Genomic DNA, 26,947 nt, shown 5'->3' with positions numbered 1-26,947 from the left:
CTGTCCCCGCCGTGCCTGACCCGACCCTCACGTCCGCTGCCGCTCCGGTCACGCTGAGCGGCGTGGCCGCCTCGCCCGGCACCGGCATCGGCCCGGCCTTCCTTCTGAGCGCCCCGGACCTAAGCTTCGACACCCTGACCGGCCAGGACCCGGCCGCCGAACGCGCCCGCCTGGACAACGCGCTGGCTGCCAGTCGCACTGACCTGAACGGGGTCCGCGAGGGCGCCCGCGCCCGCCTCGGTGACGACGCCGCCGCGATCTTCGACGCGCACCTGCTGCTGCTCGACGACCCGGAACTCGGCGCGGCCATCCAGGAAACCCTGACCGGCGGCGCGAACGCCGAGGCGGCCGTCCACGGCGCGTTCGAGGCGTTCATCGGGATGTTCGAGAGCCTGGACGACCCGTACCTGCGCGAGCGGGCCGCCGACCTGCGCGACCTGCGCGCCCGCGTGCTCTCGCACCTGCTGGGCCGCCCCCTGGCCAGCCTGGGTGAGCTGCGCGAACCGGCCATCGTGGTCGCGCACGACCTGACGCCCAGCGACACCGCCGGACTGGACCCCGCCCTGGTGCGGGGCGTCGTCACGGCCGTCGGTGGGCGCACCAGCCACAGCGCGATCATGGCGCGCGGCCTGGGCCTGCCCGCCGTGGTCGGCGTGGGCGAGGCCGCCCTGGCGGGCCTGACGCGCGGCACGCCGCTGATCGTCAGCGGCGACGCGGGCACCGTGACCGTCCACCCGGACGCCGCCGCCCTGAGCGCCGCGCAGGCCGCGCAGGTCGCCGCGCAGGCCGAACGCGACCGCCTGGACGCCCTGAAGGACCGCGAAGGCCGCACCGCCGACGGCCTGCGCGTGGAACTCGCCGCGAACATCGGCGCGCCCGCCGAGGTGACCGGCGCCCTGAACGCCGGGGCCGAGGGCGTGGGCCTGTACCGTACCGAGTTCCTGTTCCTGGGCCGCGACGACCTGCCCGGCGAGGACGAACAGTACCGCGCCTACCGCGCCGTCCTTGAGGGCATGGCGGGCCGCCCCGTGATCATCCGCACGCTGGACATCGGCGGCGACAAGGCCCTGCCCGCCCTGGGCCTCCCGCACGAGGAGAACCCGTTCCTGGGCTTCCGCGCCATCCGCCTGTGCCTCGCGCGGCCGGACCTGTTCCGCGTGCAGCTGCGCGCCCTGCTGCGCGCCAGCGTGCACGGCCAGCTGCGCGTGATGTTCCCCATGATCGCCACCGTGCAGGAATTCCTGGACGCCCGCGCCCATCTGGACGCCGCGCGGGCCGAACTGACCGCCGAGGGCGTGCCGGTCGCCGCGGGTATCCCGGTCGGGATGATGGTCGAGATTCCGGCCGCCGCCGCCCTGAGTGAGCAGTTCGCGCGGCACGCGGACTTCTTCAGCGTGGGCAGCAACGACCTGATCGGGTACGCCATGGCCGCCGACCGCATGAACGAACGCGTGGCGAACCTGTACCAGCCGCTGAACCCGGCGGTGCTGACCCTGATCGCGCTGACCTGCCAGGGCGCCGCCCGCCACGGGAAATGGGTGGGTGTGTGCGGCGAGATGGCCGGCGACCCGCTGGCGCTGCCGCTGCTGGTCGGGCTGGGCGTCACGGAACTCTCCATGAGCGCCCCAGCGCTGCTGCCGCGCCGAGAGCAGGTGCTGAACCTGAACGCCGCGCAGGCCCGTGAACTGGCCGCGCATGCCCTGACCCTCAGCCACGCCGCCGAGGTCGAGGCCGCCGTGCGCGCCGCCTACCCCGACCTGACCCCCGCCGATGCCTGACGGAGCGGGTGTGACGGTCCTGCGGGGCCTGCTGCTGACGCCCGGCCCGCAGGGCACCCTCGCGCCGGGCCGCCTGACCCTCCAGGGTGGCCTGATCCGCGCCGTGGAACCCGACCCGCTGGCCCCGCGTGACCGGGTGATCCTGCCCGGCTTCGTGGACACCCACGTCCACGGTGGCGGCGGTGGGGACACCATGGACGGCCCGGACGGCGTGCGCACCCTGGCCCGCCTGCACGCCCGCCACGGCACGACCACGCTGCTGCCCACCACCATCACCAGCCCCTGGGAGGCGGTGCTGGACGCCCTGCGTGGCGTGGCGGAGGTCATGCGCGCGGGCGTGCCCGGCGGCGCGGACGTGGCGGGCGCCCATCTGGAAGGGCCGTTCATCAGCCCGCACCGGCTGGGCGCGCAACCCCCCTGCGCGCTGGACCCCGCCGAGCCGCTGGTGGCGCAGGTCATCGCGACGGGCGCCCTGCGGGCCGTGACCCTCGCCCCGGAACTGCCGGGCGCGCGGGAAGCGGCTCTGGCCTTTGCGCGCGCGGGCGTGCGCGTCGGCATCGGGCACACCCGCGCCGACGCCGACACCGTCACCGGCCTGCTCGCCCTGCTGAGCGCGGCGGGCGCGCAGACCTGCGCCACGCACCTGTTCAACGCCATGGGCGGCGTCGAGGGCCGCAGCCCCGGCGTGCCCGGCGCGCTGATGGCCGACCCGCACGCCACGCTGGAAGTCATTCTGGACGGCATCCACCTGCACGACACGGCCGTGCGCCTCGCGCGGGCCGCCGCGCCGGAACGCTTGATCCTGATCACGGACGCCATGCGCGCCGCCGGACTCGGCGACGGTCCCAGCGAACTCGGCGGGCAGCCCGTCACGGTGCGCGGCGGGAGGGCCACCCTGCCGGACGGCACCCTCGCCGGCAGCGTCCTGACCATGGACGCCGCCCTGCGCCGCGCCGTCGCCGCCGGCATTCCGCTACCGGAAGCGAGCCGCATGGCCAGCCTGACCCCGGCCCGCTCGGTCGGCCTGCACGACCGGGGCGAACTGAGGCCCGGCCTGCGCGCCGACCTCGTCACCCTCGACCCGGACCTGACCGTGCAGGCCGTGCATGTCGCCGGCAGCCCCATCACCGGAAGGCCCATCGCCGGAACCCCCACCCTGGAGAACCCATGACCGATCCCCTGATGTTGCAGGAAGCCCGGCAGTCCCCGGACGTCACCCGCCGCCAGCTCGCCGAAAACGCCGATGTCAGCCGCGCCCTGGCCGCCGCCATCCGCGCCCTGAAACCCGCGTACGCCGTCACCATCGCGCGCGGCAGCAGCGACCACGCCTGCACGGTCCTCAAGTACGCCCTCGAAACTCAGCTGGGCCTGCCGGTCGCCAGCCTTGGGCCCAGCGTTCACACGCTGTACGGCGCGCGGCTTGACCTGCGCGGCGCGCTGGTGATCGCCGTGTCCCAGAGCGGCGCCAGCCCCGACGTCGTCGAGAACGTCCGCGCGGCCCGCGAGAGCGGCGCGCTGACCGTCGCGCTCGTGAACGTGGAAGGCAGCGATCTGGCGCGCGCCGCCGAGTTCGTCCTGCCGCTGCGCGGCGGTGAGGAACGCGCCGTGGCCGCCACCAAGAGCTACCTCGCCAGCCTGACCGCGCTGCTGTCCGTCATCGCGGACCTCAGCGGCGACGACGCCCTGCTGCGCGGCCTGGACGCCCTGCCCGCCGCGCTGGAAGCCACCCTGGCCCTCGAAGGGCAGGCCCGCGATCTGGCTGACCGTTACCGTTTCGCGGAGAACCTGATCGTCCTCACGCGCGGCCTGCACTACGGCGTGGCGCAGGAAGCCGCCCTGAAACTCAAGGAAACCAGCGGCATCCACGCCGAGGCGTACTCCGCTGCCGAGTTCAGCCACGGCCCCAAACGCCTGCTCGCCGAGGGCCTGCCGGTCCTGGCGTTCACGCCCGCCGATCAGGCCGCCGCCGCCACCCGCGCTGCCCTTGACGCCCTGCAGGGCGACGGCGCGGACCTGCGCACCATCGGGCCGGCCAGCGGCAGCACCCTCACCACGCCCGGCACCGGCCACGGCCTGACCGACACCGTGCCCAGCGCCCTGGCGTTCTACCTGTTCGCCGCGCACCTGTCGCTGGCCCGCGGCCTGAACCCCGACCAGCCGCCGCTGCTCAGCAAGGTCACGAAGACCCGCTGATTCCGGGTGGACCCGCAGAGCCCCGCCGAAGGGCGATTGGGAACAGTACAGGCTGCCGGATGAGAAACGACCCGGCGCTGCATGAAGACTCCGGCAGCCTCTCCCGCCCATGAATGATACGGATTCCGTTTATTTCGCCGACAATCCGGAACTTCACCGGATTGCCAGCTCCACGTCCGGAACCCGTTTCTCTCCTTCTCGCATCCGCTCGGATTGAACGGGCTTTGCAGCCCATTCAATCGGAGTCCGTATGAGAAGCGGATGTGACCCGCTGAAGTGGTGTTGCCCCTGCGCTTCACCCGAAGGCCCCCGGTGTCAGTCTGGGGGTCGGTCTGTTGGCGGTCGTGCTCGTCGCCCAGAACCTGACCATGACCAGCGCCGGTCTGCTGCGCGCCACCTGCCTGATCATGGTCCTGAACGCGGCCCTGTGCGCGCCACGCCCGCGCGCCTCGGCGTACCGCTGGCGGCCGCATGTACCTCGCCAAGCGGAACGGGTCGGGCCTGTTCCGCGACTGGCCCGCCACCGACGATCCTCCCGGCCGCTGATGCGGACTGCCGTTTGTTTCGCCAACAATCCGGGACTTCACCGCCCCTGTCGGCTCCACGTCCGGAACACGCCCTGCTCCCACTCTGCGGGGCAGCTCTACGAGTCGCATCCGCTCGGATTGAATGGGCTGCAAAGACCATTCAATCGGAGTCGCTATGAACAGCGGGGCGAACTGATGAGCAGCGGCTAAAGCCCACTTCATGATGAGTCCTAACTTCCGGCAGTGGGCGACCGTTGACCGCTTCCCCATACTCGTCTCAGAACGTTCAGGGCCGCCCACCGCGTCTCCCGGCGTTCCCCGCCCGCGCTTTCCCTTCTTTCCTGCCGGAGGTCCGTCATGAACCGCACCCTGAACCACCGCCCGCTCTCCCTTCGCCTCGGCCTGCTGATCGGCACCCTGACCCTCGCCTCCTGCGGCCAGCAGGTGACGCCCGCCACGGAACAACCGGACGCGGCTCTGCCCGTCGCCGCGCCGGTCCTGAGCGGCAGCGTCCGTGAGCAACTCGCGCAACTCGCGCAACGCCCGGAACTGCAGGACGCCGACAGTCAGGCCATCCTGAGCGCGAACCCGGACGACCCGGCGCTGCTCGAGAACCTCAAACGCGCCTATGGCCTCCTGCCTGCACAGGGCGACGCGGCGGCACTGACCGCCGAACAGCTCGGGGCCTCCGAGCCGCTGACCGCGCAGGCGACCGGCAAGGCCGGCTACGCCCAGACGGTCGCCTGGGGCTCCGTCCGGAATTACCGCTCCCAGAAGTCCAGCCCCCGCTACTCGGGTCTGGACTGGCGCAGCAACGGATGCAGCGCACCGTCCGGGTTCGGGCTGGGCTACTCGGAAACGTTCCGGCCCGCGTGCGACGTCCACGACTTCGGCTACCGCAACCTGCCGGACCTGACGAACAAGGTCACCTGGCCGTACAACAAGACCCGCACCGACAACGCCTTCCTGGACAACATGCAGGCCATCTGCGCCGCCAAGAGCCTCGTCAAGCGCCCGCCCTGCTACGCCGCCGCGACGGCCTACCACCGGGTCGTACTCGTGGCCGGCTGGGCCAACTGGCACCGCTGACCCCTCCCCCCAGCTGATTCCGGCCCGGCCGGACACTGCTGTCATACGGACTCCGTTTGTTTCGCCGACAATCCGAAACTTCACCGCCCCTGCCGGCTCCACGTCCGGAACCCGCTCCTCTCCCACTCGCTTCGCTCGGACCCAGCGGGCTTTACAGCCCATTCAATCGGAGTCTGTATCAGGCCCGCTGCGCCCGTGCGTGGCGGGTGTTCATGCGTTTCACGCCCCTCCCATGTTCCGGCGTGGCCGGTGCTGGAGGATGAAGGTCATCGTCACGGTCCCTTCCAGCCGTTCAGGTCGGCTGTCGCTGCCGCCGGATGGGCCGACACGGCCCGGCACGGACCGCTCCCGCCTTCCTCTGCGTCCTCCCCAGGAGTCGTCCATGCCTGCACCTGCCGCCTCTGTACGCCCGGTCCACCCGGATACGGATTCCGTCGGTTCCGCTGACACCAGCTCCACGCCCGCCCCCCGTTTCTCTCCTTCCCTGCGGGGCAGCCCTACGAGTCGCTTCGCTCGGATTGAACGGCTCTATAAGTCATTGGGTCGGAGTGCGAATGACCTGCCGCCCGATCCCCTGCGGGAGGTCAGGCGGGGCCTGCTGCTGACCGGCCTGGGCACGTGGCTGGCCCTGACCGTCCACTCGCTGCTGGCCGTGCCGAGCCGCGAGGGGCTCGCGCCGGCCGAGGAGGGACTGTGGCTGGCCGTCATGGCGGCCTTCGCGCTCACCCTGTTCGTGGCCGTGAAGTTCGTGGAGCGCCGGTCGACGCGGCTGTGGCTCGCGGCCCTGCAACTCGTGCTGGCGCTGGTCGGGAACGCCCTGCTGGACGGCAACAGCGTCCTCGCCGGCCTGACGCTGCTGGTCGCCGCTCAGGTCGGGCTGTGCCTTCCGGTCGGCTTGAGCGTCCTGTGGGTGCTGGCGCAGACGGCCGGTCTGCTCAGCGTGTTCCTGCCGTACTGGTCCGTGACGGACGCCTGGGCGTACGCGAGCGGCTACCTGTGCTTCCAGCTGTTCGCCGTGACGACCACGCGGGTCGCGTTGCGGGAAGCCGAGGCGCGCGGCCGGCTGAGTGTCCTGCTGGAAGAACTGCGGATCACGCGCGCCCTCCTGAGCGAGGCGAGCCGTCAGGCGGAGCGGCTGGATATCGCCCGCGACCTGCACGACGTGGCCGGTCATCACCTGAGTGCGCTCAGCATGAACCTGCAGGTGGCGCTGCACCTGACACCCGACGGTCCGGCCCGCGCGCCGGTCGAGCGGGCCGACCACGTGGCCCGCTGCCTGCTGGCCGACGTGCGGCAGACCGTGCAGGGGCTCAGGGGCGCGCCGGACGTGGAATTCACGCGCGACTTGAAAGCGCTGATCGGGGCGGTGCCGGTCCCCGTGCACCTGAACCTGCCGCCGGACTTGCGGATCACCTGCGGCGTGCGCGCCCAGGTGCTGCTGCGCACGGCGCAGGAGGCGCTGACGAACGTGGCGCGGCACGCCCGCGCCTCGCAGGTGTGGCTGACGGTGGGACAGGCGGACGGGCTGCTGAGCATGGACATCCGTGACGACGGGCGCGGCGCCGCCGAGCTGCGCTTCGGGTGCGGGCTGAGCGGGATGCAGGAACGGCTTGAGAGCCTCGGGGGCACGCTGCACGTTCACACGGAACGCGGCGCCGGACTGACACTGCAGGCCCGGCTGCCCCTGCGGGGGCCCGCGTGATCCGGGTGGTCATCGCCGAGGACCAGACGCTGGTGCGTGAAGGACTGCGCCGCATGCTGGAGGTGGCCGGCGACCTGACCGTCGTGGCCGAAGCGGAAGACGGAGCCGCGGCCGTCCGCACGGTCCCCGCGACGCGGCCGGACGTCCTGCTGCTCGACTACCGCATGCCCCGCCTGGACGGCCTGCAGGTGCTGCGGACGCTGCGGGAACGCAACGAACTGCCGCCCACGCTGCTTCTGACGACCTTCGAGGACCCCGAACTGCTGTTCCAGTCCGTGCAGGCGGGAGCGCGCGGATTCCTGCTGAAGGACGTCTCGTTGCCCGTCCTGCTGGAGGCGGTGCGTGAGGTGGCCGCCGGTGGCCGCTGGTTGCAGCCGGTGCCCACCGAACCGCTTCAGGACCGGGCGTACGCCGCGCCTGACGAGCCGCCGGTGGCCCTCACCGGCCGAGAGGTGGAGGTCCTGCGCCTGATGGCCGGTGGGTACAGTAACCGAGAGATCGGCGCTCTGATCGCCACGACCGAGGGGACCGTCAAGGGGTACGTGTCCAGCATCCTCTCCAAACTGGGCGCGCGTGACCGCACGCGGGCAGTCCTGAAAGCCATAGCGGCGAGGCTGTTGTAGCCTCGCCCCGTTCTCTGTGTACTCAACCAGACGGCCACCAGTGTTAGGAGGGCAGCGCGGCGTTGTTTGGGAAGACGCAGGTTGTCCAGAAACTCACGAAGCCGCGCACCTGCTCCTCAAAGGCGGCGAAGTCACGCTGCTTGACCATATAGGAACTGGCCAGCAGGTCATAGGCGCGGGTGACGTCGCGCGCCTCGCCGGACGTACTGAGGATCACGACTGGCAGATGCCGCAGCCCTTCATCCCGCCGGATGGTGTCAAGAACCTCAAAGCCGTTCATCTGTGGCATGTTCAGGTCCAGCACAACCACATGTGGCAGAGCAGGAGCGGCACGCAGATGCGCGAGCGCTTCAACGCCTCCAGCACAGGTATGAACGTTGAGTGAATGCTCACCGAAGACAATAGCCGCCAGTTCGAGATCCGTCGAATCATCATCCACCAGCAGGACAGACAGAGGGACGTCCGGCCGGGCAGTCGGATGAACGGATTCAGCAGCGCGCATGTCCATCACCATAGCCGAGGTGGGCACGGAGGACTGTGGCTTCCATCCGTGACCACTTCCCGCGCTGAAGGGCGAGGCTTCTCAGGCGACGGCATGCGATACCCCGCTATCGTTGAAACCATCCCTGAACGGAGGAGCTTGCGCTTCTCTTTCGGTCATTCAGGCACGTTGAGGCCGTTTGAACTGACAGCCGGTCCAGAATTTCACGAACTGATCAATCTGCTCGACGAACTCAGTGAAGCTCGCATTTTTGAGCATGTACGAGCTGGCGATGAGATCATACGCCTGTCCGATGTCTGCCTCGCTGCCGGACGTACTCAGCATCACGACAGGCAGATGTCGCAGTTCCTCATCGTCACGGATGATCCTCAGGACATCGAAGCCGCTCATGACCGGCATGTTCACGTCCAGGACGATCACATCTGGCAGTGCATGGCGGCTGTCCTTGAGAAGACTGATGGCTTTGGAGCCTTCATTACAGGTGATCAAGGTGACGTGATCGCTGTGATCGTCGAATGCCTCTTTTGCCAGCGTCAGATCTGCCGGGTTGTCGTCGATGAGCAGAACGGTGATGGCTTGCGGCATACGGCTCTTAATTTACCTTCATTGTCGCGGTAAATCGAGAAGAAATACCGATTTCCAGACAGACATGAGGATGATTTAAGATTTCGTGAACTCCAACGCACAACTCGCCTCTTCGCTGTCACGAGCTCGCCAGGACCTCAGCTCGCCGATCATCCGGTCTACCGATGCCATCAGGCCATCCAGGGACGACTGCTTGATCAGGCAAGCAGCCGTGCCGGGCACCTCAATCGGAAACCCGGAAAGGACCATCACCGGTAACGACTGAAGACGTGGTTCTGCACGCAATGAATCCAGCACCTCCTGCCCGTTCATTGCCGGCATGAGCCAATCAAGCAGCAGCACGTCAGGTAACACTGACGCAGGATCCTGCAGGTAATTCAGTACATCAGGACCGCTACGAAAAGTGACTAGATCCGCCACGTCAGCGTGATCCTCGAACACTTCTTCCAGCAGCAGGATGTCCGCCAGATTGTCATCTACCACCAGAACAGTCAAACGGTCGGACATCAGCAGACGCATGATGTCAGATCATCTCGATTCAAGCAATGCACCCGATCATCACCGAAACTTCATCAGGTTCGCCCTGGCTTCTGCAGCCAGGACAGCCATCACTGACCAGGGGCCTGGTGAAAGCCGCTGGATTCACCCATGGGGTCGGTCAGGCGGCGGCCCACAGGGGCCGCCATCTGTTCATGGCGGAATGTATGCAGTAGAATACGTCCATAGCAATAGGAAAACGGGGACGGGCAGCAAGGACCTCCTCCGTCCGCAAGCTCACGTTGCCCAGCATCCTGAAACCTCGCCTGGACGAACTGAGCGCCGCCAGCGGCGCCCTCTACTCCCAGGTGTTCACTACCTTCTGGCGCACCCTGCGCCGCTCCGCCGGGAAACGCAAGGATCACCGCCGTCAGGCGGTGTTCCTCTCCAGCGGCACCTTGCAGAAACTCTTTCCCAAAGACCCGGCTGGTCTACTGCACTCCAACTCCTGCGACGCGGTCGTGGACGCCTTCATCGCCAGCATGGACTCCGCCCGGACCCGCAAGAAGACCGACCCGAAAGCTCGCTTCCCCAGACGACGCAAACGGTTCTTCAAAGTCACCTTCAAAAGCAGCGCCATCCGCGTGCGGGACGGACAGTTGATCCTCTCCACCGGAGACCGTGCACATCCGCTGGTCATCCCGTGGGCTTTTGATCTCCCCGTGAACGTGGAGATTGGCTGGAGAGCGTGTGGCGGGTACGAACTGCGGGCCATGTACGTCGATACCCGCCCGGTGCAGACCCCACTGGGGGATGGTGTGGCCGGCATCGACATCGGGGAGGCGCGGATCGCGGCCGTGTACGACGGACAGGGCGTGCACCTGCACTCCGGGCGCCTCATCCGCGCACGGAACCACTCCGCGAACAAGCATCAAGCGAAGCTTGATGCCCGCATCGCCCGCAAGAAGAACGGCCGTCCACCGGGGCAGCGATCCTCGAAGCGGCTCCGTCGCCTCCAGCGGGCCCAGCGCACCCTCCGGGACCGCATCAAACGTCAGAACCGGGATCAACTCCGCAAGCAGGCCAGACAGGTTGTCTCCACCCTCCACGAGAGCCGGGTGCAGACGATCGCCGTGGGCGACCTCGGCGATACTCGAAACCGCATCGATTATGTGCCCAGGCCAGATGTCCGGTCAGTTCCTGACCGAACTGAAAGCACAGGGGGGGGAAGTTCGGACTGCAGGTCGTCGTCATCGATGCAGCGTTCACCTCGCAGACATGCACATGGACGGGACAGCGGCGCAAACCACGCGGGCGACACTTCGTGTCGCCCTGTGGGCAGCACCGCATGGATCGGGACGGGGGGTCGGCGCGGTGAATATCAGAGCGAAGTATCTGGAGATCCAGGCAGGTAGGGGAACAGCCTACGGGCGAACCCCCTCGCTGCCCTGGACTCCCGTACTGGTCGGTATGGCACCGACCACCTGGGGACAGCGCTTTCGTCCCCAGGTGTCACACGCGCAGTCCAGGCGTGGAGCCGTCTACCAAGAGTTTCCAGGTGGCACGAGATGCCCTCCAGAACGCTGCCAATCACGGCCATACACGGATTTTCATCGATCAGAACAGCATTCTGCGTGTTTCTGTTCCCTGCACACCACATGACACCCGGCGTCTCTCGTCTTCTCGTTGTTTGACCGGTTGATGCCTGTCTCCAGGCTGTTCAGGCTGAGAAGGGCTTGTCACGGCTAAAAATTCTCTCCAGGGCGCAACGGAGGAAATGACGTGCTGACTGACATTTCTCCTTCTCCGCGCCCTCATGACGTCGTGTGGCACACGACTCCGACAGGTGTGGAAACTCTTGCTACAAGACGGCAAGAATCCCAGGCCTGCAGGCCTGGGAAGTGTCAATGGGGGCAGTACCGGCCGCCTTTTCAATCCGTGGCGGCTGGCAGCGTTAGGTGGAACGTACTGCCGTTTGACCCGTCCGACGAAACCCACAGCTGACCGCCGTGACGCTCCACAATCCGCCGCGCGATCGTCAGTCCCACTCCGGTCCCGCCGTACTGATCGCGTGCGTGCAACCGCTGAAAAACCGTGAAGATCCGCTCGTGATACTCGCTGGGAATGCCGATCCCGTTGTCCTGCACGTCGATGTGTACCCATGAACCTCGCTGTTCGCCAGTTACCATCACCACTGGCGGGCGATCCGGGTGACGGTACTTCACGGCGTTCCCAATCAGGTTCTGCAGGAGCTGGCGTAACTGTGTGCCGTCCGCCATGACCGGCGGCAGGTCAAACACCGTCACTGCCGCGCCCGTCGCGTCCAGCGACGCCCTCAGGTCCTGCAGGGCCGTGGCTGCCACGGCGTTCGTGTCCTGCCGCGCGGGCGGGCGCGGCTCGGCTGTCACGCGGGCGTAGGTGAGCAGATCCTGAATCAGGTTCTGCATCCGCTGCGTGCCCTCCTGAATGTGCCGCAGGTACTGCGCCGCTTTCGGATCACCCTCCAGCCCCCCGAACCGCTTCACGAGCAGCTGCGCGAAACTGGTCACGCTCCGCAGCGGCTCCTGCAGGTCGTGACTCGCCACGAACGCGAAGCGCTCCAGTTCAGCGTTGCTGCGCTCCAGTGCCAGTGCCCGCCGCTGCAACTCACCGGACTGCTCAGCCCGCTCCAGCGCCAGTTGCAGGTTAAACACCACCGTCTCCAGCAGCGTCTTCTCGGCCGGCGTCCAGGCCCGCTGGTCATGCCGGCCCACGACCAGCACTCCGCGCGGCCGCGCGCCGGTCCGCACCGGGAACGACGCGGTCGTCCGGATCACCGAGATGCTGCCTCCTGCACTCCTCACGGTCGCCGGGTCGAACGTGTCCTGGTAGTACGGCGTGAGCGTCTCGAACGGCCGGTCCACGTTCAGCGCTTCCCCGCGCGTCAGCCCCGACCGCAGGCGCGCGAGCAGCTCCGGCTGCCGGAACTCTCCCCGGTGCGACCGTAGCGACCACAGCCCTCCCTGCGGCTCGTAGTACGTGCATACGCTGCCCGGCATGAGTGACACCGCGATCTCCTGCGCCCGCCCCACCAGCACCAGCGGATCCCGTTCCAGCGCCAGATCCCGCGACAGTTCCGCGAAGCGCTCCAGCGCCTCCGTGCGCGCCGCCAGCTCCGCGTTCAGCCGCTCCAGCTCCTCGCCGCGCGCCTGCAACTCCAGCGCGTGCCCCAGCGCCGCCGCCCGCTCCGGCCGCAGGTCCCGCACGTACGCCACGCCCACCGCCTCCGGCCCCTCCCACTGCGGCAGCAACGTCACCTCCTGCGCGATCCGCTCACCCGACCGGTGCCGCATCTCCTTCGCGTACCGCACTGCCCGCCCGTCCCCGATGGCGCGGCGCAGCGCGTCCCAGTCCACCTCCGTGAACTCCGGCGGCGTCAGCTCTACCCAGTTCACAGCTCCCGCCTGAAATTCCTCCCGCGTAAACCCCAGCAGGTCCAGGTAAGCGTCGTTCGCGCGGACCAGCGTGCCGTCCCGCCGGCCCGCCGCGATCCCCACCGGCGCCGCGTTGAACAGTGCATCGAACCTTGCCTGAAGCGCCGCGCCCTCCGCCTGCCGGGCTGCCAGCTCGCGCCGGGCCACCCGCGCCTCCCGCTGCGCCTCGACCCGCGCCAGCGCCGCCTCCACCAGCGCCGCCGCCACCTCCAGCGCTTCCCGCTCCTCCGGACCGGCGGCGGGGCGTGACAGGCCTCCAGGCAGGGAGGAGGCGAGAGCCGCCTGAACCTGCGTGGCACTCGCTGCCTCCGCCAGCGCCACCGCCAGCGTGGACAGGGAAGAGGAAACGCTCACGGCTCACAGAATAGCGTGGCATGCGCCCCCGCTGCCCGGCAGATCTGCGGCACCTAGCTTGCCGTGTGGCTGCTACGCTGTGCGCATGCTTCAGCCTGGGCTCACGTTCGTGGGTGCGTTTGCGCAGTTCGGTGATGGTGTGGCCCTGCTTGACCTGGACCTGCGGTTCGGGGAGGCGAATGGCCCGCTGCGCCGCTGGCTGTCGCACCTGAGCGTTCCGGAGACGGGAACCTTGCCGGAGCTGCTGCACCCGGAAGACCTGGCGGGGCAGCTGAGGGCTGTGTCGGACGTGGTGGGCGGCGCGCGGCGGGAGGTGACGTTCGGGGCGCGCCTGCATCCGGCGCAGGGGGACACGTGGGTGTCGGTGACAGTGTGCGCCGTGCAGGGCATGCCGGGCGCAGCATTGATCATGGTGCGTGAGGACACGCAGCGGCGGGCACTGCTGGACGTGCAGGCGGAACTCGCGGCAATGACGGCCGAGGCCGAGCGCTTGCGGCTGGCGCTGAACGGCAGTCATGACGGCGTGTGGGACTGGTACCCGCAGCGGGAGACGATCTACGTGTCGTCCGGCTGGAAACGCATCCTGGGACACCACCGTAGTTCGCTGGACGTGACCGTGGACGTGTGGTTGAACCTGATCCACCCGGACGACCGACCGGGCCTGCTGCCCCGCTATCAGCAGCACGTGGCGCTGGAGTCGGCGTCGTACGAGTTCGAGCACCGCATGCGTCACCGTAACGGGCAGTGGGTGTGGGTGCTGCTGCGCGGACAGGTGAGCGTCTGGAACGCCGACGGCACGCCGGAACGCGTGACCGGCACGCTGCGGGACGTGACCGAGGAGGTCCGCGCCCGTCAGGAACTGCAGCGCACGCAGGCGCACCTGCAGGCCATCACGAACGCCGTGCCGGGACTGATCGGGTACAAGGACCGGGCCTTGCGGCACCAGTACGGGAACGTCGCGTACCAGGAGTGGTACGGGCGGCCGCACGAGGAACTGCGCGGCCTGCACGTCCGTGAGGTGATCGGGGAGGAGATGTACCGCCTGAACGAACCGTTCATGCGCGCCGCCCTGGCCGGCAGCGAGCAGCACTTCGAGCGGTCCCTGACCGACGCGCAGGGCCAGGAACGCCACGTGATGGTGTCGTACGTGCCGGACCTGCGTGACGGCGAGGTCCACGGCCTGTTCGTGCTGGCCGTGGACATCACCAGCCGCTACCGCGCCGAGCAGGCTCTTCTGGAGGAACGCGAGTGGGCCAGAACGACCCTGCAGTCCATTGGGGACGGCGTGATCACCACCGACCCCCAGGGGCACGTGACGTTCATGAACCCGGTCGCGGAGAACCTGACCGGCTGGAGCGCCGCCGAGGGAAGCGGCCAGCCCATCGAGGACGTCATGCACCTGAGCGCCGAACGCGACGAGCAGCGGGTCCCTAATCCGCTGCTTGTCGCGTTGCAGGAGCAGCGGGTGGTGGGCATGGCGTTCGACACGACCCTGCGCAGCCGCGCGGGCACGTTGCGGACCATCGCGGACTCGGCCGCGCCGATCCGCCGGCCCGACGGCACGACGCTGGGCGCCGTGATCGTCTTCCATGACGTCAGCGAGACGCGGGCCATGGCCGTCCGTATGAGCCACCTCGCGCAGCACGACGCCCTGACGGACCTCCCGAACCGCGTGCTGCTCCAGGACCGCGTCCAGCAGGCGCTGGCCCGTCACCGCCGGGGCGGCCGGCCCTTCGCGCTGGTGTTCATGGATCTCGACCACTTCAAGTACGTGAACGACTCGCTCGGTCATCAGGTGGGCGACGAACTGCTGCGCGCCGTGTCGCGCCGCCTGTGCGAACTGGTCCGCGAGACGGACACCGTGAGCCGGCAGGGCGGGGACGAGTTCGTGCTGCTGCTCACGGAACTGCGGACCGTGATGGACGTCCGGGCCTTTGCAGACCGACTCGAGGAGTACCTGCGCCAGCCGTACAAGGTGGGCGAGCACGTCCTGAACATCTCGTTCAGCCTGGGCATCGCCCTGTGCCCCACCGACGGCGAGGACGTCGGCACCCTCCTGCGGCACGCGGACGTCGCCATGTACCAGGCCAAGGCCGCCGGGCGGGGCCGGACGCAGTTCTTCTCGCGGGAACTGCTGGCGTCCGTCGAGCAACGCCACCGCCTCGTCACGCAGCTGCGCGGCGCTGTCGCCGACGGCGCGTTCACCCTGCACTACCAGCCGAAGGTGGCCGCGACCGGCGCTGTGACCGGCGTGGAAGCCCTGCTGCGCTGGACCCTGCCGGACGGCACGCCCGTCTCCCCGGCCGAGTTCATTCCTGCCGCTGAGGAGAGCGGCCTGATCCTCCCGCTCGGCCGCTGGGTGCTGGAGCAGGCGTGCGCGCAGGCCCGCGAGTGGGAACGGACGCTGCCCGAACCGCTGCCTGTCGCCGTGAACATCTCCGCGCTGCAGTTCTCGCAACCCGACTTCGTCGAGCAGGTGCGCGGCACCCTGACAGCCAGCGGCCTGACGCCGGGCCTGCTGGAACTGGAAATCACCGAGAGCCTCCTCGCGCCGGAACCTGAGGCGGCCCGCGAACGGCTGGTGGTGCTGCGGGACCTGGGCGTGCGGCTATCTATCGACGATTTCGGTACCGGGTTCTCCAGTCTCAGCTACCTGAAACTGTTCCCGGTTCACACCCTGAAGATCGACCGGGCGTTCGTGCGGGACGTCGCGACCGACCGCAACGACGTGGCCATCGTGGAAGCCGTCATCGGCATCGGGCAGGCCATGAACCTCGACGTGCTGGCCGAGGGAGTCGAAACGTCCCGTCAGGTCGAGGTCCTCACCCGCCTGGGCTGCGCGGCCATGCAGGGCTACCATTTCGCGCGTCCCATGCCCGCCGCCGAGATGACCGCCTGGATCGCTACGCGCCGCATGGACTGAACCGGACGTCGATGGAACGGTTGGTACGTTCCGTCCGGGTTCAGGTCAGGCGCTGAGCTGGTGGTCGAGGCGGCGCTGGCAGACGCGTTCGAGGTGCCGGGCGGCCTCGTGCCCGCCGGCGCTGCGGGTGAGGCTCACGAGCAGGCGCGTCGCTTCCTGCTGGAACGGATCGATGCTCAGGGCGTGCCGGCAGGCGCGCGCGGCCAGTTCAGGATCGGTCCCGTGAACGAGTTCCGCGAGGCGCAGGGCGCAGCCGATGGCGTCCTCCTCGAGTTCCAGGCGCAGGTCCCCGGCCCAGCTGCTCTCGACCTGCGGCAGGAGCGGGCCGGTGTAGGCGTCCAGGGCCTGGAGGAGCGTGACTGGGTCGTGGGACTGGCGGGCCGTCTGGACGGCGTGTGCGTCCACGCGCAGCGTGAACTGCGGTGACAGCCGGTACTGGCCGGCGTGGAATTCGACCGGGTTGAAGGAGACGCCCGGCGTCTCGCTGAGCGTCGCGCGCAGCCGGCGCACCGAGATCTTCACGTAATCCACGTGCCGCTGCTCGGTTCCGCCGTCGGTCAGGGCGTCCACGAGTTGCTCGCGGGTGCTGGGGCCGTGCAGGGCCAGCCAGGCGAGCAGTTCGGCGGGTTTGCTGTGTGCCAGCCGCAGGGGCGCGCCGTTCACGTCGGCCTGAACGCCGCCGCCCAGCAGCCGCACGTCCAGCGTGACGCCCGCAGCTGTCGGTGACGGGTGTGGCGCTCGGCGTGGCGCCGGACTGTCTGGCTCGTGGCTGCCTGCCGTGGCCGGCTGGGAAAGGTGCGGCTGGTCGGCCCGGAGGACGCAGGCGCTGCCCAGGAGGGCCAGCAGGACCGTGAGTTCACGGCGGTAGTGCGTGTGCGCGGGGTCGGTGTCCGGGGTCAGCTGCGCCAGCCAGGCGTGGGCGCGCACCTGTTCCTCGAGGTCCAGACGGCTGTGCAGCGCGTCTTGCAGGTGCGCGAGGGCGGCGGCGGTCTGGCCGGTCTGCGCGGCCAGGATGCCCTCGTGCAGGTGGGCGGCCCTGGTGTTCCAGCTGTTCGGGTGTTCCACTCTCCACGAGCGCGCCTGCGCGAGCCAGGTGCGGGCGGCGGCCGGCTGACCGGCCTGCCTCGCCAGTTCCGCGAGCTTGTAGGCGAGGGACGCCTGCACGTACGTGACGCCGTGCAGTTCGGCGTGCTGCATGGCCTGCGCGTAGGCGGCGCGGGCTTCCCCGTCCTGCCCCTGGCAGCGGCGCAGGTCGCCAAGTTCCTCATGGATCAGGCAACTGTCGGGACCGGGACTGATCTGCTCGAGTTTCTGGGCGCTGAGCAACTCGTCGTGCGCCTCCTGAAGCTGGCCCTGCAGGCGGTGCAGGTGCGCGAGCGAGGCGTGCAGTCGCGCGCGGCCCGCGTGCAGTCCGGCGCGTTCGTAGGCGCGCAGGCCTGCCCGGACGACTGCCTCGCGTTCCGGCAGGGGCGTGCGGGTGAACGCGTTGAGTCCGCTGAGCAGCGCGAGCAGGTGCGCCTGCTCTCCGTGCTGCGCGGTGTCCGTGGCGAGGGTCAGGGCGGCGTGCGTGACCTCGCGCGCCTGCTCCTGCTGACCGAGGACGTTCAGGGCGCTGGCCTGGACGCGCAGCAGCCGGGTGCGCAGACGGTCGTCGGGACCGGCGTCCAGGCCCTGCCCGGCCAGCCGCAGCTGGCGGGCGCTGTCGCCGCGCCGCGAGGCGATCACGCTCAGCAGGAACAGCGCTCCGGGGCGGGTGTCCGGCCGGTCCTGCAGGTCGCGCAGGGCAGTCTCGGCGCGCGTGACGTCCCCCGCGTGCAGCAGGCACAGGCCGAGCCTGAGTCTCAGGGGCGCGTCCAGACACTCGGGTGGGAGGGTGTCCAGCAGGCGGCGCAGCACGTCGAACGCCCCCTGCTCCTCCAGCGACGGCGCGTGCCGGTGGGCGAGTTCGGCGGCCGACGCGGCGTCCCCGGCTTGCACGTACAGGCGCGCGGCGTCCAGGGGCCGTCGCTGCTGCTCGGCGCGCTGCGCGGCCCGCCGGGTCAGGGCGGCGCTGGCGTCCGGCCGGCCGTCCAGCCGCGCCCGCAGGGCCGCCACGAGCACCTCGTGCGGGCGGACGGTGCCGTCGCCGTGCAGGCGGAGCATCAGGCCCGCGCCCAGCAGTCGCTGCGCCCAGTCGGCCGGGGGGGTCACGCCCAGCGCGTGGAACTCGGCGGTACTCCAGCTGGGCAGGGTGGCGGCCGCGTCCAGCAGGTCGTCCAGTTGCGCGGGGAGGGCCGCGAGCAGTTCCGACTGGTACGCCTGCGGCGTGAGGGTGCTGCCGGACTCGCTGGCCGCGGCGTGCAGCGCCAGCCCGAGCGGCCAGCGTTCCGGGCTGGGCGGCGCGTCCGGGTACCGCGACAGGAACTGCTCGGCCTCCCCGTCCGTGAAGGCGAGGTGCCCGGCGCCCAGCAGGTGAACGCCGCCGCGCGCCAGGACGCGGCCCAGACGCAGGTGGGTCAGGTCGAAGCCGGCCACGGCGCTGCGGTGCCCTTCCCCCAGGCTGGCCAGGAACGTCCCCAGGCACGCGCCGGCGGTTCCGCCAAGCATCTCGGTCTGGTCCACGATCAGCAGCAGGTGGTGCGGCAGGTCGTTCAGGTCGCGGGCCAGGGCGGTGAAGGCCGCCTCCTGGGACAGCCCGGCGCTGGCCCGGTACCGTTCGCCCCGGAAGTCCGGGAGGGACCCGCAGGTCCGCGCGAGTTCCTGCGCGAGCCGCGCGGGGTCCGCCTCGTCGTGCGTGAGGGTCAGCCACGCGACGGCCTGCCCGGCGGCGTGCGCGGCGCGGGCCAGCTGGCCCAGCAGCGTGGTCTTGCCGTACCCGGCGGGCGCGATCAGCGCGGCGATCCGGCGGTCGTGCCGGGTCAGGTCGGCGAGCAGGTGCGTGCGGGTGATCTCATGGGGCAGGGGCGTGGGGCCCTGCTGGCTGCGGTCTGGTCGGTGAGGGAACAGCGGAATGGTCATGACGCACCTCTGCAGGTGAGGACGGAGGGTGCAGCGCCGGGCGGACGCGCGCCCCGGCCGGCCACGGTGGGTCGGCCGGGGCGCGCTTGCTGGCCTGTCGGCGGGTTGAAGTGGGAAGGGGAGATCAGTGCGTCAGGCGCGGTGCGGGCGGTTCGGCGGCCTCGCGGTGCCACTGCGAGATGTTCTGAAGGCTGACGCGGGCGGCCAGGGCCAGATCGTCGGACAGGTCGCGCAGCGCGTCGTGCAGGGTGAGCAGCGAGGATTCCAGTGCGGTCTGGCTGCCCCAGGTGCGCTGCACGTCACGCAGGGTGCCGTGCAGGCGTTCGCGTTCCTGGGTGGGCAGGGGGGCGTCGTGCAGGCAACGTTCGATGGTGTCGCAGGCCAGGGCCACGGCCAGCGCGTAACGTTCGGCCGGCACCGCTCAGCTTCCCGGCCACCAGATGGGCGGCCACACCTGATCGACCGGTTCGGTGCTGATGGGCGCAGCGGTAGGGGTTGATGCGGAGCCGGCGGTCGCGTGAGGCTGCGCGGCGATGAGGAGGGCCAGGATGGTCAGCAGGCTGCGGATCTTGTTCATGGTGTCTCCCTTGTGACGCTGTTTGGTGTGTCCATACCGTAGTTCCGGGCCTGGGAAGAGGGTGGGAATAACCGCGCCGCGCTCCGATGCGCCTGCGCCTGTTCCCACCCTCCTGCCCGGCGTGCCGGGTGGGAACAGGCGATGGAGGAATGGGGGTCTCCGGGAGGCCGCGCCTTTCCCATATAGTGTGGATTCCATGAGCCTTCCCGGTCTGTCCCATCCGTCGGTGCTGGTGCCCCGGCCCCTGCGGACGGAACTGGGCCGGTACCCGCTGCTGTCCCGGCTGTCCACGCCGGGCATCGGCCGGCTGGCGCTGCTGGCCCCGTCCGGGTACGGGAAGACCACGCTGCTCGCCCAGCACGCGCGGGCCCTGGAACGGCCGCTGCTGTGGCTGAGCCTCACGGTCAGCGACTCGGAAGTCGAGTTCTTCCTGTCGTCGCTCCGGCGGGCCGTGTCGCTGCTGCTGGGGGGGAGCGCGCCGGAGCGCGAGGCGACGCCGGAGCGGACGGTGGACGCGCTGGCCACGGCAGTGCTGGAGCGGCACGCGGACCTGCCCGTGTACATCGACCGGACGGAACTGCTGAGCCGCCCGACCGGGCAGCTGCTCACCCTGTTCCTCGAGCCGCTGTGGGCCAGCCGCGTGATCTTCAGCGGCGTCGCCATGGACGCCCTCCCGCTGGCCCGCTGGACGGCCGCCGGCGAGGTGACGGTGCTGGGCAGCGCGGACCTGGCGTTCAGCGGACCGGAAACCGACGCGTTCCTGCAGGCGCGGGACGCTCCGGCGGAACTGCGCGCCACCGTCACGCCCCTGGAGGGCTGGCCAGCCGGCGTGTCCCTCGCAGCGAGCGGCGCGCAGACGACCTTCGAACCGGCCGACCTGATGCGCGAGGCGCTGAACGTCCTGCCAGCCTCGCTGCGGGACCTTCTGCCCGACCTGAGCGTCCTGAGCGAATGGCACGACGACGTGGTGCAGGCCCTGGGCCTGCAGCTCCCAGCCGGGTGGCTGGACTCGCTGCGCCGGGCGGGCCTGCCGCTCACGCCGCTGGGCCGCGGGTGGTTCAGGCCGCACGGGCTGCTGCTGAGCACCCTGGACGCGGAACTGCGCCGGCACGCGGCCCGTTTCCGGGACCTGCACGCCCGTCAGGCCCGGCGGCTCGCGGACTCCGATCCGCTGCGGGCGCTGCATCACGCGGGGCAGGCCCGCGAGCTTCCCCTGATCCTCGAACTGGCCGCGACGGTCCTGCCGCGCCTGAAAGACGGCCGTGAGTTCGCGTTGATGCACGCCACGCTGCAGACCCTGGACGTCCCGGACCCGCCCCCGTGGTGGCGGGAATACCGCGCGGTCGCGCGGCTCGAGGTGGGGGAAGTCGCGGCCGGCGAGCAGGAACTGCGGGACCTGCACGCGCAGGGCCTGACGACCGCGCTGGGCTTCACGGCCCTGACGCTGCTCGCCACGCGCCGCGGGGACGCACGCGAGCAGCTGCGCCTCGCGGAACTGGGGCTGGCGCTGTTCCCGCCCGACGAGACGCGGTCGCTGGCGTTGCAGCGGGCCGTGGCGCTCATCTCGCTCGGGCAGGTGCACGAAGGCCTGGACGTCTGCGAGGCGGCCGCCGCGCAGGCCCGGCAGCGGAACGCGCCGCTGGAGGAAGCGGCGGCCCTGACCATGGGACAGTACGCGTACCAGATGCTCGGACGGTGGGACGAGCGGCGCCGGGCCGTCGAGCGGGCCGACGCGCTGCTCGAAGAGCAGCGGCAGCAGGTGCGGCGCGTGCCGCTGCTGAACATCCTGGCCGACGAGGCGCTGTACGCCGGGGACACCGCCGGAGCGGCCCGCTCGGTCGCGCAGGCGCTGCGGATCGCCGAAAGCCAGAACCCGGTCATGGTGGCGCAGGTGCTGCTCAGCCGCGCGCAGATCGAGGTGGCGGACCGCGACCTGAACGGCGCGGCCGGATCGGTCCAGCAGGCGCTGGACTGCATCCGCCGGATGGACCTGACGGTGCTCGAACCGTTCGCGCTGCTCGCCCGCTTCGAACTGTGCACGTACCTGGGGCAGGCGGACGCGGCCGAGGAAGCCTTCGGGCAGGCGGCCGCGAGACTGGCCGCGCAGGGCAGTCAGTCGCTCCTGCCGTTCTACGCCGCGCTGCGTGCCTGGGCGCAGCAGGACTGGGAGGCCGCCCGGCAGGGGTTCCTGGAGGCGACCCACCGCATCAGCCGCTCGCACCCGGCGCGCGCCGAGCTGTACCTGATGGAACTGCGCCGCCGGGAGGGGCCGCTCGGCCCGGCCGACGCCGACCGGGCGCGCGAACTGTGCCGGACCGTGGCCGTGACCACCCTGACCCTCGACGAGCACGCCCTGGTACCGCTGGCGCGGGCGCTGACCGACCTTCAGCCGGACCATCCGCTGTCGGCGCTACTGGGGCGGGCCGCCCCGCCACCTCTGCCGGCCAGCGGGCCGCCGGCCCCTGAACGGCACGCCGCTGAACGGCCGGCGGCCGTCACGGCCGCCCTGCACGTCCGGGTGCTGGGCGCCCTGGGTGCCGCCGCGGGCGACCGGCCGGTGCGGCTGACCCTGGCGAAATCGGCGGAGGTGCTGGTGTGGCTCGCTTGGCACGGCGCCGGCAGTTCCGCCGAGATCATGAACGACCTGTGGAGCGGCTCCCGCGAACGCCGGCACCACGAGTACTTCCGGGTGGCGGTGCGCAAACTGCGCGCCTCGCTGGTGCAGGCGGCCGGCTGGTCATTCGATCCCGTGCCGTACGACGGCCAGCGCTACCGGCTGCACCCGGACGTGCAGGTGCGCCTCGACGCGCGGACCTTCGTCACCCTGATCGGGGAGGGCCGGGTCGAAGAGGCCCTCGCGCTGTACCTGGGCGAGCCGCTACCCGGCCTGGAGGGCGACTGGGCGCAGGACCTGCGCGAGCAGCTGCGCTCGGCCATGCTGGCAGCCGTGCTGGACGCCGCGAACACGCCCGGCGAGGCGGCGCTGGCCGGACTGCGCCGCGCGGCGCAGCTGGAACCCACCGACGAGGCGGTGAACCTCGCCCTGATTGAGGCGCTGCTGCCGGACCGGCCCAGGGACGCGCTCGGGGCGTTCCGGACGTACGCGCGGCACCTGCGCGCACAGCTGGACGAGGACGTGCCCGGCGCCGTGGTCCGCCGCCTGAAGGCGCGGGGCCTGCCCCTGACCTGAGGGGCAAGCGCATGAATTTCAACTGCAGGGAGGTTAACACCGCCTGAACAACAACCGACTGTCAGCCATTCCACATGACGGGTAGCGTGGAGGGTGGAGGAACCCGACATGTCCCATAGCGCTACCCTGCCCGACCCGGACCTTGCCCTGACCTTATCGGTGAACGGCAAGCAGGAGGAAGTTCACGTGCCTGTGCAGGCGACCCTGCTGGACGTCCTGCGCGAGCGGTTGCACCTGACCGGCACTAAGAAGGGCTGCGATCACGGGCAGTGCGGGGCCTGCACCGTGCATGTGGACGGCCAGACGCACCTGAGCTGTCTGACCCTGGCCCTGAGCTGCGAGGGCCGCGCGGTCACGACCATCGAGGGCCTCGCCCCGGAGGGCGGGCTGCACCCGATGCAGGCGGCGTTCATCGAGCACGACGCCTTCCAGTGCGGGTACTGTACGCCGGGTCAGATCATGAGCGCCGTGGCGTGCGTGGAGCAGGCCCAGGCCGGGAACGCGGACGCCATCCGCGAGTTCATGAGCGGGAACCTGTGCCGCTGCGCGGCGTACCCGCAGATCGTGGCGGCCATTCAGGACGTGGCCGGAACGTCGGGTCAGGGCGCCGGAGCGGGGCAGTGAGGCCCTTCACATACGTCCGCGCGCAGGAGGTCGGCGAGGCGGCCGGGCAGCCGGGCCGGTTCCTGGCGGGCGGCACGACCCTGATCGACCTGATGAAACTGGACGTGGAACGCCCGGCGCAGGTGACGGACATCACGGCGCTGCCGCTGGTGGACATCGCCGAGCACGGCGGTGGCGTGCGGATCGGGGCGCTGGCCAGCATGGCACAGGTGGCCGATCATCCACTCATCGCCGCGCGGTACCCGGCGCTGCGGAACGCGCTGCTGGCGGGCGCGTCGCAGCAGATCCGCAACATGGCGAGCATGGGCGGGAACGTCATGCAGCGCACCCGCTGCCCGTACTTCCGGGATACGTCGTTCACGGCCTGCAACAAGCGCGAGCCGGGGTCCGGGTGCGGCGCCATCGCCGGTCACCACCGCAAGCAGGCGGTCCTGGGCACGTCCGACGCCTGCGTGGCCCTGCACCCGTCGGATGCCAGCGTGGCCCTCGTCGCGTACGGCGCCATCCTGACGCTGCGCGGCCCGGACGGCGAGCGCGAGGTGAGCCTCGAGGACTTCAACCTGCTGCCCGGCCAGACGCCCCACTTGGAACACGACCTGCGGGAGGGAGAGCTGATCACCGCGATCACCCTGCCCGCCCCGCCCGCCGGGAGCGGCGTGTACCTGAAGGTCCGCGACCGCGAGAGTTACGAGTTCGCGCTGAGTTCCTGCGCGGCCCTGCTGGACGTTCAGGATGGTGTGATCCGCGCGGCGCGCGTGGTGCTGGGCGGTGTGGGCACGAAACCCTGGCGGTCCCCGGAAGCCGAGGCGGCCCTGACCGGCCAGCCCGCCACCCGCGAGACCTTCGAGAACGCCGCGCGCCGCGCGCTGGCCGGCGCGACCCCGCTGGAACAGAACGCCTTCAAGGTGCCTTTGACGGCCCGCGTGATCGTCCGGGCGCTGCTGGCCGCGCAGGCCGGCGAAGCCGCCGACGGACACGGGGACGGCCAGACTGCCGATCAGGGGGGAAGGGCATGACCGCTGGAGATCAGAAGAAGTACGTGGGCGCCCGCGTCAGTCGCGTGGACGGACCCGCCAAGGTGCGCGGCGAGGCCACCTTCGCCGCCGAACACGACCTGCCGGGCGTGCTGCACGCCGTCCTGATCAGCGCCGCCTGCGCGCACGGGCGCGTCAGCCGCCTGGACACGGCAGCGGCGCGGCAGGTGCCGGGCGTGCTGGACGTGTTCAGTCACCAGTCGGACGGCTGGAACATGGGCAAGGTCGGGGGATACCCGCGCGGCCCGGCCGGCACCAGCCTCCTGCCGTTCCAGGGGCCGGAGATCTCGTACCGGGGCGAGCCGGTCGCGCTGGTCGTCGCGCAGACGCTGGAAGCCGCCCGGCACGCCGCGCTGCTCGTCGAGATCGAGTACGACCGCCGGCCGCACCACGCCACGTTGCAGGCCGCGCTGGACGGTCCCCTGCTGGCCCGCAAGCCCCTGCCGCCGCTGGGTCACTCGCGCGGGAAGCCCGGCAGAATCCTGAAACACGCGCCCCACGTGATCGAGCGCACGTACGACACGCCCGTCCAGCACCACAACCCCATGGAAATGCACGCCGTGATCGCCGACTGGGACGGCGACGAACGCGTCACGATCTACGAACCCACCCAGTGGATGCAGTCCGCGCAGGGCACCCTGGCCGCCGCCCTCGGCCTGGAACCGGAGGACGTGCACGTCGTCAGTCCCTTCGTGGGCGGGGGGTTCGGCAGCAAGGCCACCAGCTGGCCGCACCTGCTGGTCACGGCGCTCGCCGCGCGGGTCCTGCGCCGCCCCGTGAAACTGGTCCTGACCCGCGCGCAGATGTTCGCCGCCGTCGGGTACCGCGCCGCCACCCGCAGCGAGTACCGCGCCGCGCTGGACGGCCCGCAGATCAGCGCGCTGGAACTGCACGCCCACACCCAGACCGGCCCCGCCGACCTGTTCCCCGAACAGGTGGGCATGATTCCCAAGATGCTGTACGCCACCGAGCACATGGAGTTCAAGCAGACACTCGTGCAGACGCACGCCGGGCCGAACATCATGATGCGCGCCCCCGGCGAGGCCAGCGGCAGCTTCGGCCTGGAAGTCCTGATGGACGAACTGGCCGCCGAGGCCGGACTGGACCCCCTGGAATTCCGCCGCCGCCACCACGCCGACACCGACCCGGAAAGCGGCAAACCGTTCTCCAGCAAGCACCTGCTCGAATGCTACGACCGCGCCGCCGGGGCGTTCGGCTGGGAGCGCCGCACGCCCGAACCCGGCAGCATGAAAGACGGCGACACCCTGATCGGCTGGGGCATGGCGACCGCCGCGTACCCCGTGTACGCCAGCGCCGCGACCGCCCGCGCCCGCCTGCACGCCGACGGCCGCGTGGACGTCGAGGCCGGCTCGCACGACATCGGGACCGGCACGTACTCTATCCTCGCGCAGATCGCCGCCGACGCACTCGGCACCGACCTGGAACGCGTCACCGTGAAACTCGGCGACAGCCGCCTGCCCAAGAACGGCTACAGTGGCGGCAGCCGCACCGCCGGCAGCGTCGGCAGCGCCGTCCTGGCCGCCGCGCAGGGCCTCCGGCAGGAACTCACGGACCTCGCCGTGAACGACCCGCTCAGCCCTCTGCACGGCCTCGCGCCCATCGACATCGAGGTGCGCGGCGGCGCGCTGCACGCCGGCACGCTCCGCGACCCCCTGACCGACATCCTGACCCGCGCGGGCCGCGACCAGCACGAAACGTACCGCGAGATCATCCCCAGCGGCGGCGGCCAGAAGGAACTCGACGCCCTGAAACAGGGACAGGACGGCATGATTGAGGCGGTCACGGACACCCACGCCCGCTACTCGTTCGGGGCGGTGTTCGTCGAGGTGCGCGTCGACCCGGACTTCATGACGCCCCGCGTGTCCCGCATCGTCGGCGCGTTCGACATCGGGCAGGTCCTGAACGCCAAGACCGCCGAGAGCCAGCTGATCGGCGGCCTGATCTGGGGCGTGTCCGCCGCGCTGCACGAACAGGGCGAGACCGACCCCGCCACCGGACTCGTCCTGAACGCCAACCTCGCCGACTACCACATTCCCGTCAACGCCGACATCGGCGAGGTCCGCGCCATCGCCCTGAACGGCCACCCGGACTTCCACACCAGCGCCCTCGGCGCGCGCGGCGCCGGGGAACTCGGCATCGTCGGCACGGCCGCCGCCATCGCCAACGCCATTCACCACGCCACCGGTAAACGCATCCGCAGTACGCCCATCACCGTGGACAAGCTGCTGGGCTGAGCCGCGTCGCGTCCGGTTCGTTCATACCCCGGAACTGCAGCTCT

The 26,947-nt window shown here is 70.4% G+C and carries 19 protein-coding genes; 12 read left to right on the top strand and 7 right to left on the bottom strand.

What is annotated here, in order from left to right; genetic code table 11:
* Positions 1 to 11: 11 nt before the first annotated feature.
* The 6 genes from ptsP to CBQ26_RS07695 all read left to right on the top strand — a co-directional run bounded on the left by ptsP (position 12) and on the right by CBQ26_RS07695 (position 7,912).
* Entirely contained in the window at positions 12 to 1,778 is a 1,767-nt protein-coding gene (gene ptsP / locus CBQ26_RS07720; RefSeq protein WP_088248067.1) for a phosphoenolpyruvate--protein phosphotransferase, read from the top strand.
* Entirely contained in the window at positions 1,771 to 2,949 is a 1,179-nt protein-coding gene (gene nagA, locus CBQ26_RS07715; protein ID WP_088248066.1) for an N-acetylglucosamine-6-phosphate deacetylase, read from the top strand. The genes ptsP and nagA overlap by 8 nt, the downstream gene beginning before the upstream one ends.
* On the top strand, positions 2,946 to 3,971 hold the full coding sequence (locus CBQ26_RS07710) for an SIS domain-containing protein (RefSeq protein WP_088248065.1): 1,026 nt from the start codon (positions 2,946 to 2,948) through the stop codon (positions 3,969 to 3,971). The genes nagA and CBQ26_RS07710 overlap by 4 nt, the downstream gene beginning before the upstream one ends.
* A gap of 884 nt (positions 3,972 to 4,855) precedes the next feature.
* Positions 4,856 to 5,587, top strand: a complete 732-nt coding sequence (locus CBQ26_RS07705) for a phospholipase A2 (protein ID WP_088248064.1) — start codon at positions 4,856 to 4,858, stop codon at positions 5,585 to 5,587.
* Positions 5,588 to 6,125: 538 nt separating this feature from the next.
* Complete coding sequence (locus tag CBQ26_RS07700; RefSeq protein WP_172417983.1) at positions 6,126 to 7,289, top strand: sensor histidine kinase; 1,164 nt, start codon at positions 6,126 to 6,128, stop codon at positions 7,287 to 7,289.
* Positions 7,286 to 7,912 (top strand): response regulator transcription factor, encoded by a 627-nt coding sequence (locus CBQ26_RS07695; protein WP_088248062.1) that lies wholly within the window; start codon positions 7,286 to 7,288, stop codon positions 7,910 to 7,912. The genes CBQ26_RS07700 and CBQ26_RS07695 overlap by 4 nt, the downstream gene beginning before the upstream one ends.
* A gap of 43 nt (positions 7,913 to 7,955) precedes the next feature.
* Here the strand turns inward: CBQ26_RS07695 and CBQ26_RS07690 are convergent, their stop codons facing one another.
* The 3 genes from CBQ26_RS07690 to CBQ26_RS07680 all read right to left on the bottom strand — a co-directional run bounded on the left by CBQ26_RS07690 (position 7,956) and on the right by CBQ26_RS07680 (position 9,518).
* Positions 7,956 to 8,414: a response regulator gene (locus CBQ26_RS07690; protein WP_088248144.1), complete on the bottom strand. Its 459-nt coding sequence runs from the start codon at positions 8,412 to 8,414 to the stop codon at positions 7,956 to 7,958.
* 159 nt (positions 8,415 to 8,573) lie between these two features.
* Positions 8,574 to 8,999 carry a response regulator gene (locus tag CBQ26_RS07685; protein WP_088248061.1) on the bottom strand — a complete coding sequence of 142 codons (426 nt, stop codon included), beginning with the start codon at positions 8,997 to 8,999 and terminating at the stop codon, positions 8,574 to 8,576.
* A 75-nt stretch (positions 9,000 to 9,074) separates the two neighbouring features.
* Entirely contained in the window at positions 9,075 to 9,518 is a 444-nt protein-coding gene (locus tag CBQ26_RS07680) for a response regulator (protein WP_088248060.1), read from the bottom strand.
* A gap of 260 nt (positions 9,519 to 9,778) precedes the next feature.
* On the opposite strand from CBQ26_RS07680, the gene CBQ26_RS07675 reads away from it, so the two are divergent.
* Positions 9,779 to 10,891, top strand: coding sequence for a transposase (locus CBQ26_RS07675; RefSeq protein ID WP_088248059.1), 1,113 nt, complete (start codon positions 9,779 to 9,781; stop codon positions 10,889 to 10,891).
* Positions 10,892 to 11,407: 516 nt separating this feature from the next.
* On the opposite strand, the gene CBQ26_RS07670 is transcribed toward CBQ26_RS07675, so the two are convergent.
* Entirely contained in the window at positions 11,408 to 13,303 is a 1,896-nt protein-coding gene (locus CBQ26_RS07670; protein ID WP_088248058.1) for an ATP-binding protein, read from the bottom strand.
* 85 nt (positions 13,304 to 13,388) lie between these two features.
* Here CBQ26_RS07670 and CBQ26_RS07665 point away from each other — a divergent pair, with 85 nt between their 5' ends.
* The gene (locus tag CBQ26_RS07665) at positions 13,389 to 16,226 is read left to right on the top strand and encodes a sensor domain-containing protein (RefSeq protein ID WP_088248057.1); all 2,838 of its coding nucleotides are present in this window, start codon (positions 13,389 to 13,391) and stop codon (positions 16,224 to 16,226) included.
* Between the two features lie 45 nt (positions 16,227 to 16,271).
* Here the strand turns inward: CBQ26_RS07665 and CBQ26_RS07660 are convergent, their stop codons facing one another.
* The 3 genes from CBQ26_RS07660 to CBQ26_RS21810 form a co-directional block, all read right to left on the bottom strand.
* The gene (locus CBQ26_RS07660) at positions 16,272 to 19,223 is read right to left on the bottom strand and encodes an AfsR/SARP family transcriptional regulator (protein ID WP_088248056.1); all 2,952 of its coding nucleotides are present in this window, start codon (positions 19,221 to 19,223) and stop codon (positions 16,272 to 16,274) included.
* Positions 19,224 to 19,347: 124 nt separating this feature from the next.
* A complete protein-coding gene (locus tag CBQ26_RS07655; protein ID WP_088248055.1) occupies positions 19,348 to 19,641 on the bottom strand; it encodes a hypothetical protein in 294 nt (97 codons plus the stop codon).
* A 3-nt stretch (positions 19,642 to 19,644) separates the two neighbouring features.
* Positions 19,645 to 19,800 carry a hypothetical protein gene (locus CBQ26_RS21810; RefSeq protein ID WP_172417982.1) on the bottom strand — a complete coding sequence of 52 codons (156 nt, stop codon included), beginning with the start codon at positions 19,798 to 19,800 and terminating at the stop codon, positions 19,645 to 19,647.
* 196 nt (positions 19,801 to 19,996) lie between these two features.
* Here CBQ26_RS21810 and CBQ26_RS07650 point away from each other — a divergent pair, with 196 nt between their 5' ends.
* The 4 genes from CBQ26_RS07650 (at position 19,997) to CBQ26_RS07635 (ending at position 26,903) form a co-directional block, all read left to right on the top strand.
* Positions 19,997 to 22,990 (top strand): AfsR/SARP family transcriptional regulator, encoded by a 2,994-nt coding sequence (locus CBQ26_RS07650; RefSeq protein WP_088248054.1) that lies wholly within the window; start codon positions 19,997 to 19,999, stop codon positions 22,988 to 22,990.
* A 108-nt stretch (positions 22,991 to 23,098) separates the two neighbouring features.
* Complete coding sequence (locus CBQ26_RS07645) at positions 23,099 to 23,614, top strand: (2Fe-2S)-binding protein (RefSeq protein WP_088248143.1); 516 nt, start codon at positions 23,099 to 23,101, stop codon at positions 23,612 to 23,614.
* Positions 23,611 to 24,630, top strand: a complete 1,020-nt coding sequence (locus CBQ26_RS07640; RefSeq protein ID WP_088248053.1) for an FAD binding domain-containing protein — start codon at positions 23,611 to 23,613, stop codon at positions 24,628 to 24,630. Before CBQ26_RS07645 ends, CBQ26_RS07640 begins: the two co-directional genes overlap by 4 nt.
* On the top strand, positions 24,627 to 26,903 hold the full coding sequence (locus CBQ26_RS07635) for a xanthine dehydrogenase family protein molybdopterin-binding subunit (protein WP_088248052.1): 2,277 nt from the start codon (positions 24,627 to 24,629) through the stop codon (positions 26,901 to 26,903). Before CBQ26_RS07640 ends, CBQ26_RS07635 begins: the two co-directional genes overlap by 4 nt.
* Positions 26,904 to 26,947: the final 44 nt, after the last annotated feature.

The sequence above is a fragment of the Deinococcus indicus genome (assembly GCF_002198095.1).
GTDB lineage: Bacteria > Deinococcota > Deinococci > Deinococcales > Deinococcaceae > Deinococcus > Deinococcus caeni.
This window is presented reverse-complemented; position numbering and strand designations above follow the sequence as displayed.

What these genes read in the sequence shown, in the direction of transcription:
- CBQ26_RS07650 (WP_088248054.1), top strand. Translation starts at nt 19,997, where the DNA reads ATGAGCCTTCCCGGTCTGTCCCATCCGTCGGTGCTGGTGCCCCGGCCC.
- CBQ26_RS07665 (WP_088248057.1), top strand. Translation starts at nt 13,389, where the DNA reads ATGCTTCAGCCTGGGCTCACGTTCGTGGGTGCGTTTGCGCAGTTCGGT.
- CBQ26_RS07645 (WP_088248143.1), top strand. Translation starts at nt 23,099, where the DNA reads ATGTCCCATAGCGCTACCCTGCCCGACCCGGACCTTGCCCTGACCTTA.
- CBQ26_RS07660 (WP_088248056.1), bottom strand. Translation starts at nt 19,223, where the DNA reads ATGACCATTCCGCTGTTCCCTCACCGACCAGACCGCAGCCAGCAGGGC.
- CBQ26_RS21810 (WP_172417982.1), bottom strand. Translation starts at nt 19,800, where the DNA reads ATGAACAAGATCCGCAGCCTGCTGACCATCCTGGCCCTCCTCATCGCC.
- CBQ26_RS07685 (WP_088248061.1), bottom strand. Translation starts at nt 8,999, where the DNA reads ATGCCGCAAGCCATCACCGTTCTGCTCATCGACGACAACCCGGCAGAT.
- CBQ26_RS07680 (WP_088248060.1), bottom strand. Translation starts at nt 9,518, where the DNA reads ATGCGTCTGCTGATGTCCGACCGTTTGACTGTTCTGGTGGTAGATGAC.
- CBQ26_RS07710 (WP_088248065.1), top strand. Translation starts at nt 2,946, where the DNA reads ATGACCGATCCCCTGATGTTGCAGGAAGCCCGGCAGTCCCCGGACGTC.
- CBQ26_RS07635 (WP_088248052.1), top strand. Translation starts at nt 24,627, where the DNA reads ATGACCGCTGGAGATCAGAAGAAGTACGTGGGCGCCCGCGTCAGTCGC.
- nagA (WP_088248066.1), top strand. Translation starts at nt 1,771, where the DNA reads ATGCCTGACGGAGCGGGTGTGACGGTCCTGCGGGGCCTGCTGCTGACG.
- CBQ26_RS07690 (WP_088248144.1), bottom strand. Translation starts at nt 8,414, where the DNA reads ATGCGCGCTGCTGAATCCGTTCATCCGACTGCCCGGCCGGACGTCCCT.
- CBQ26_RS07705 (WP_088248064.1), top strand. Translation starts at nt 4,856, where the DNA reads ATGAACCGCACCCTGAACCACCGCCCGCTCTCCCTTCGCCTCGGCCTG.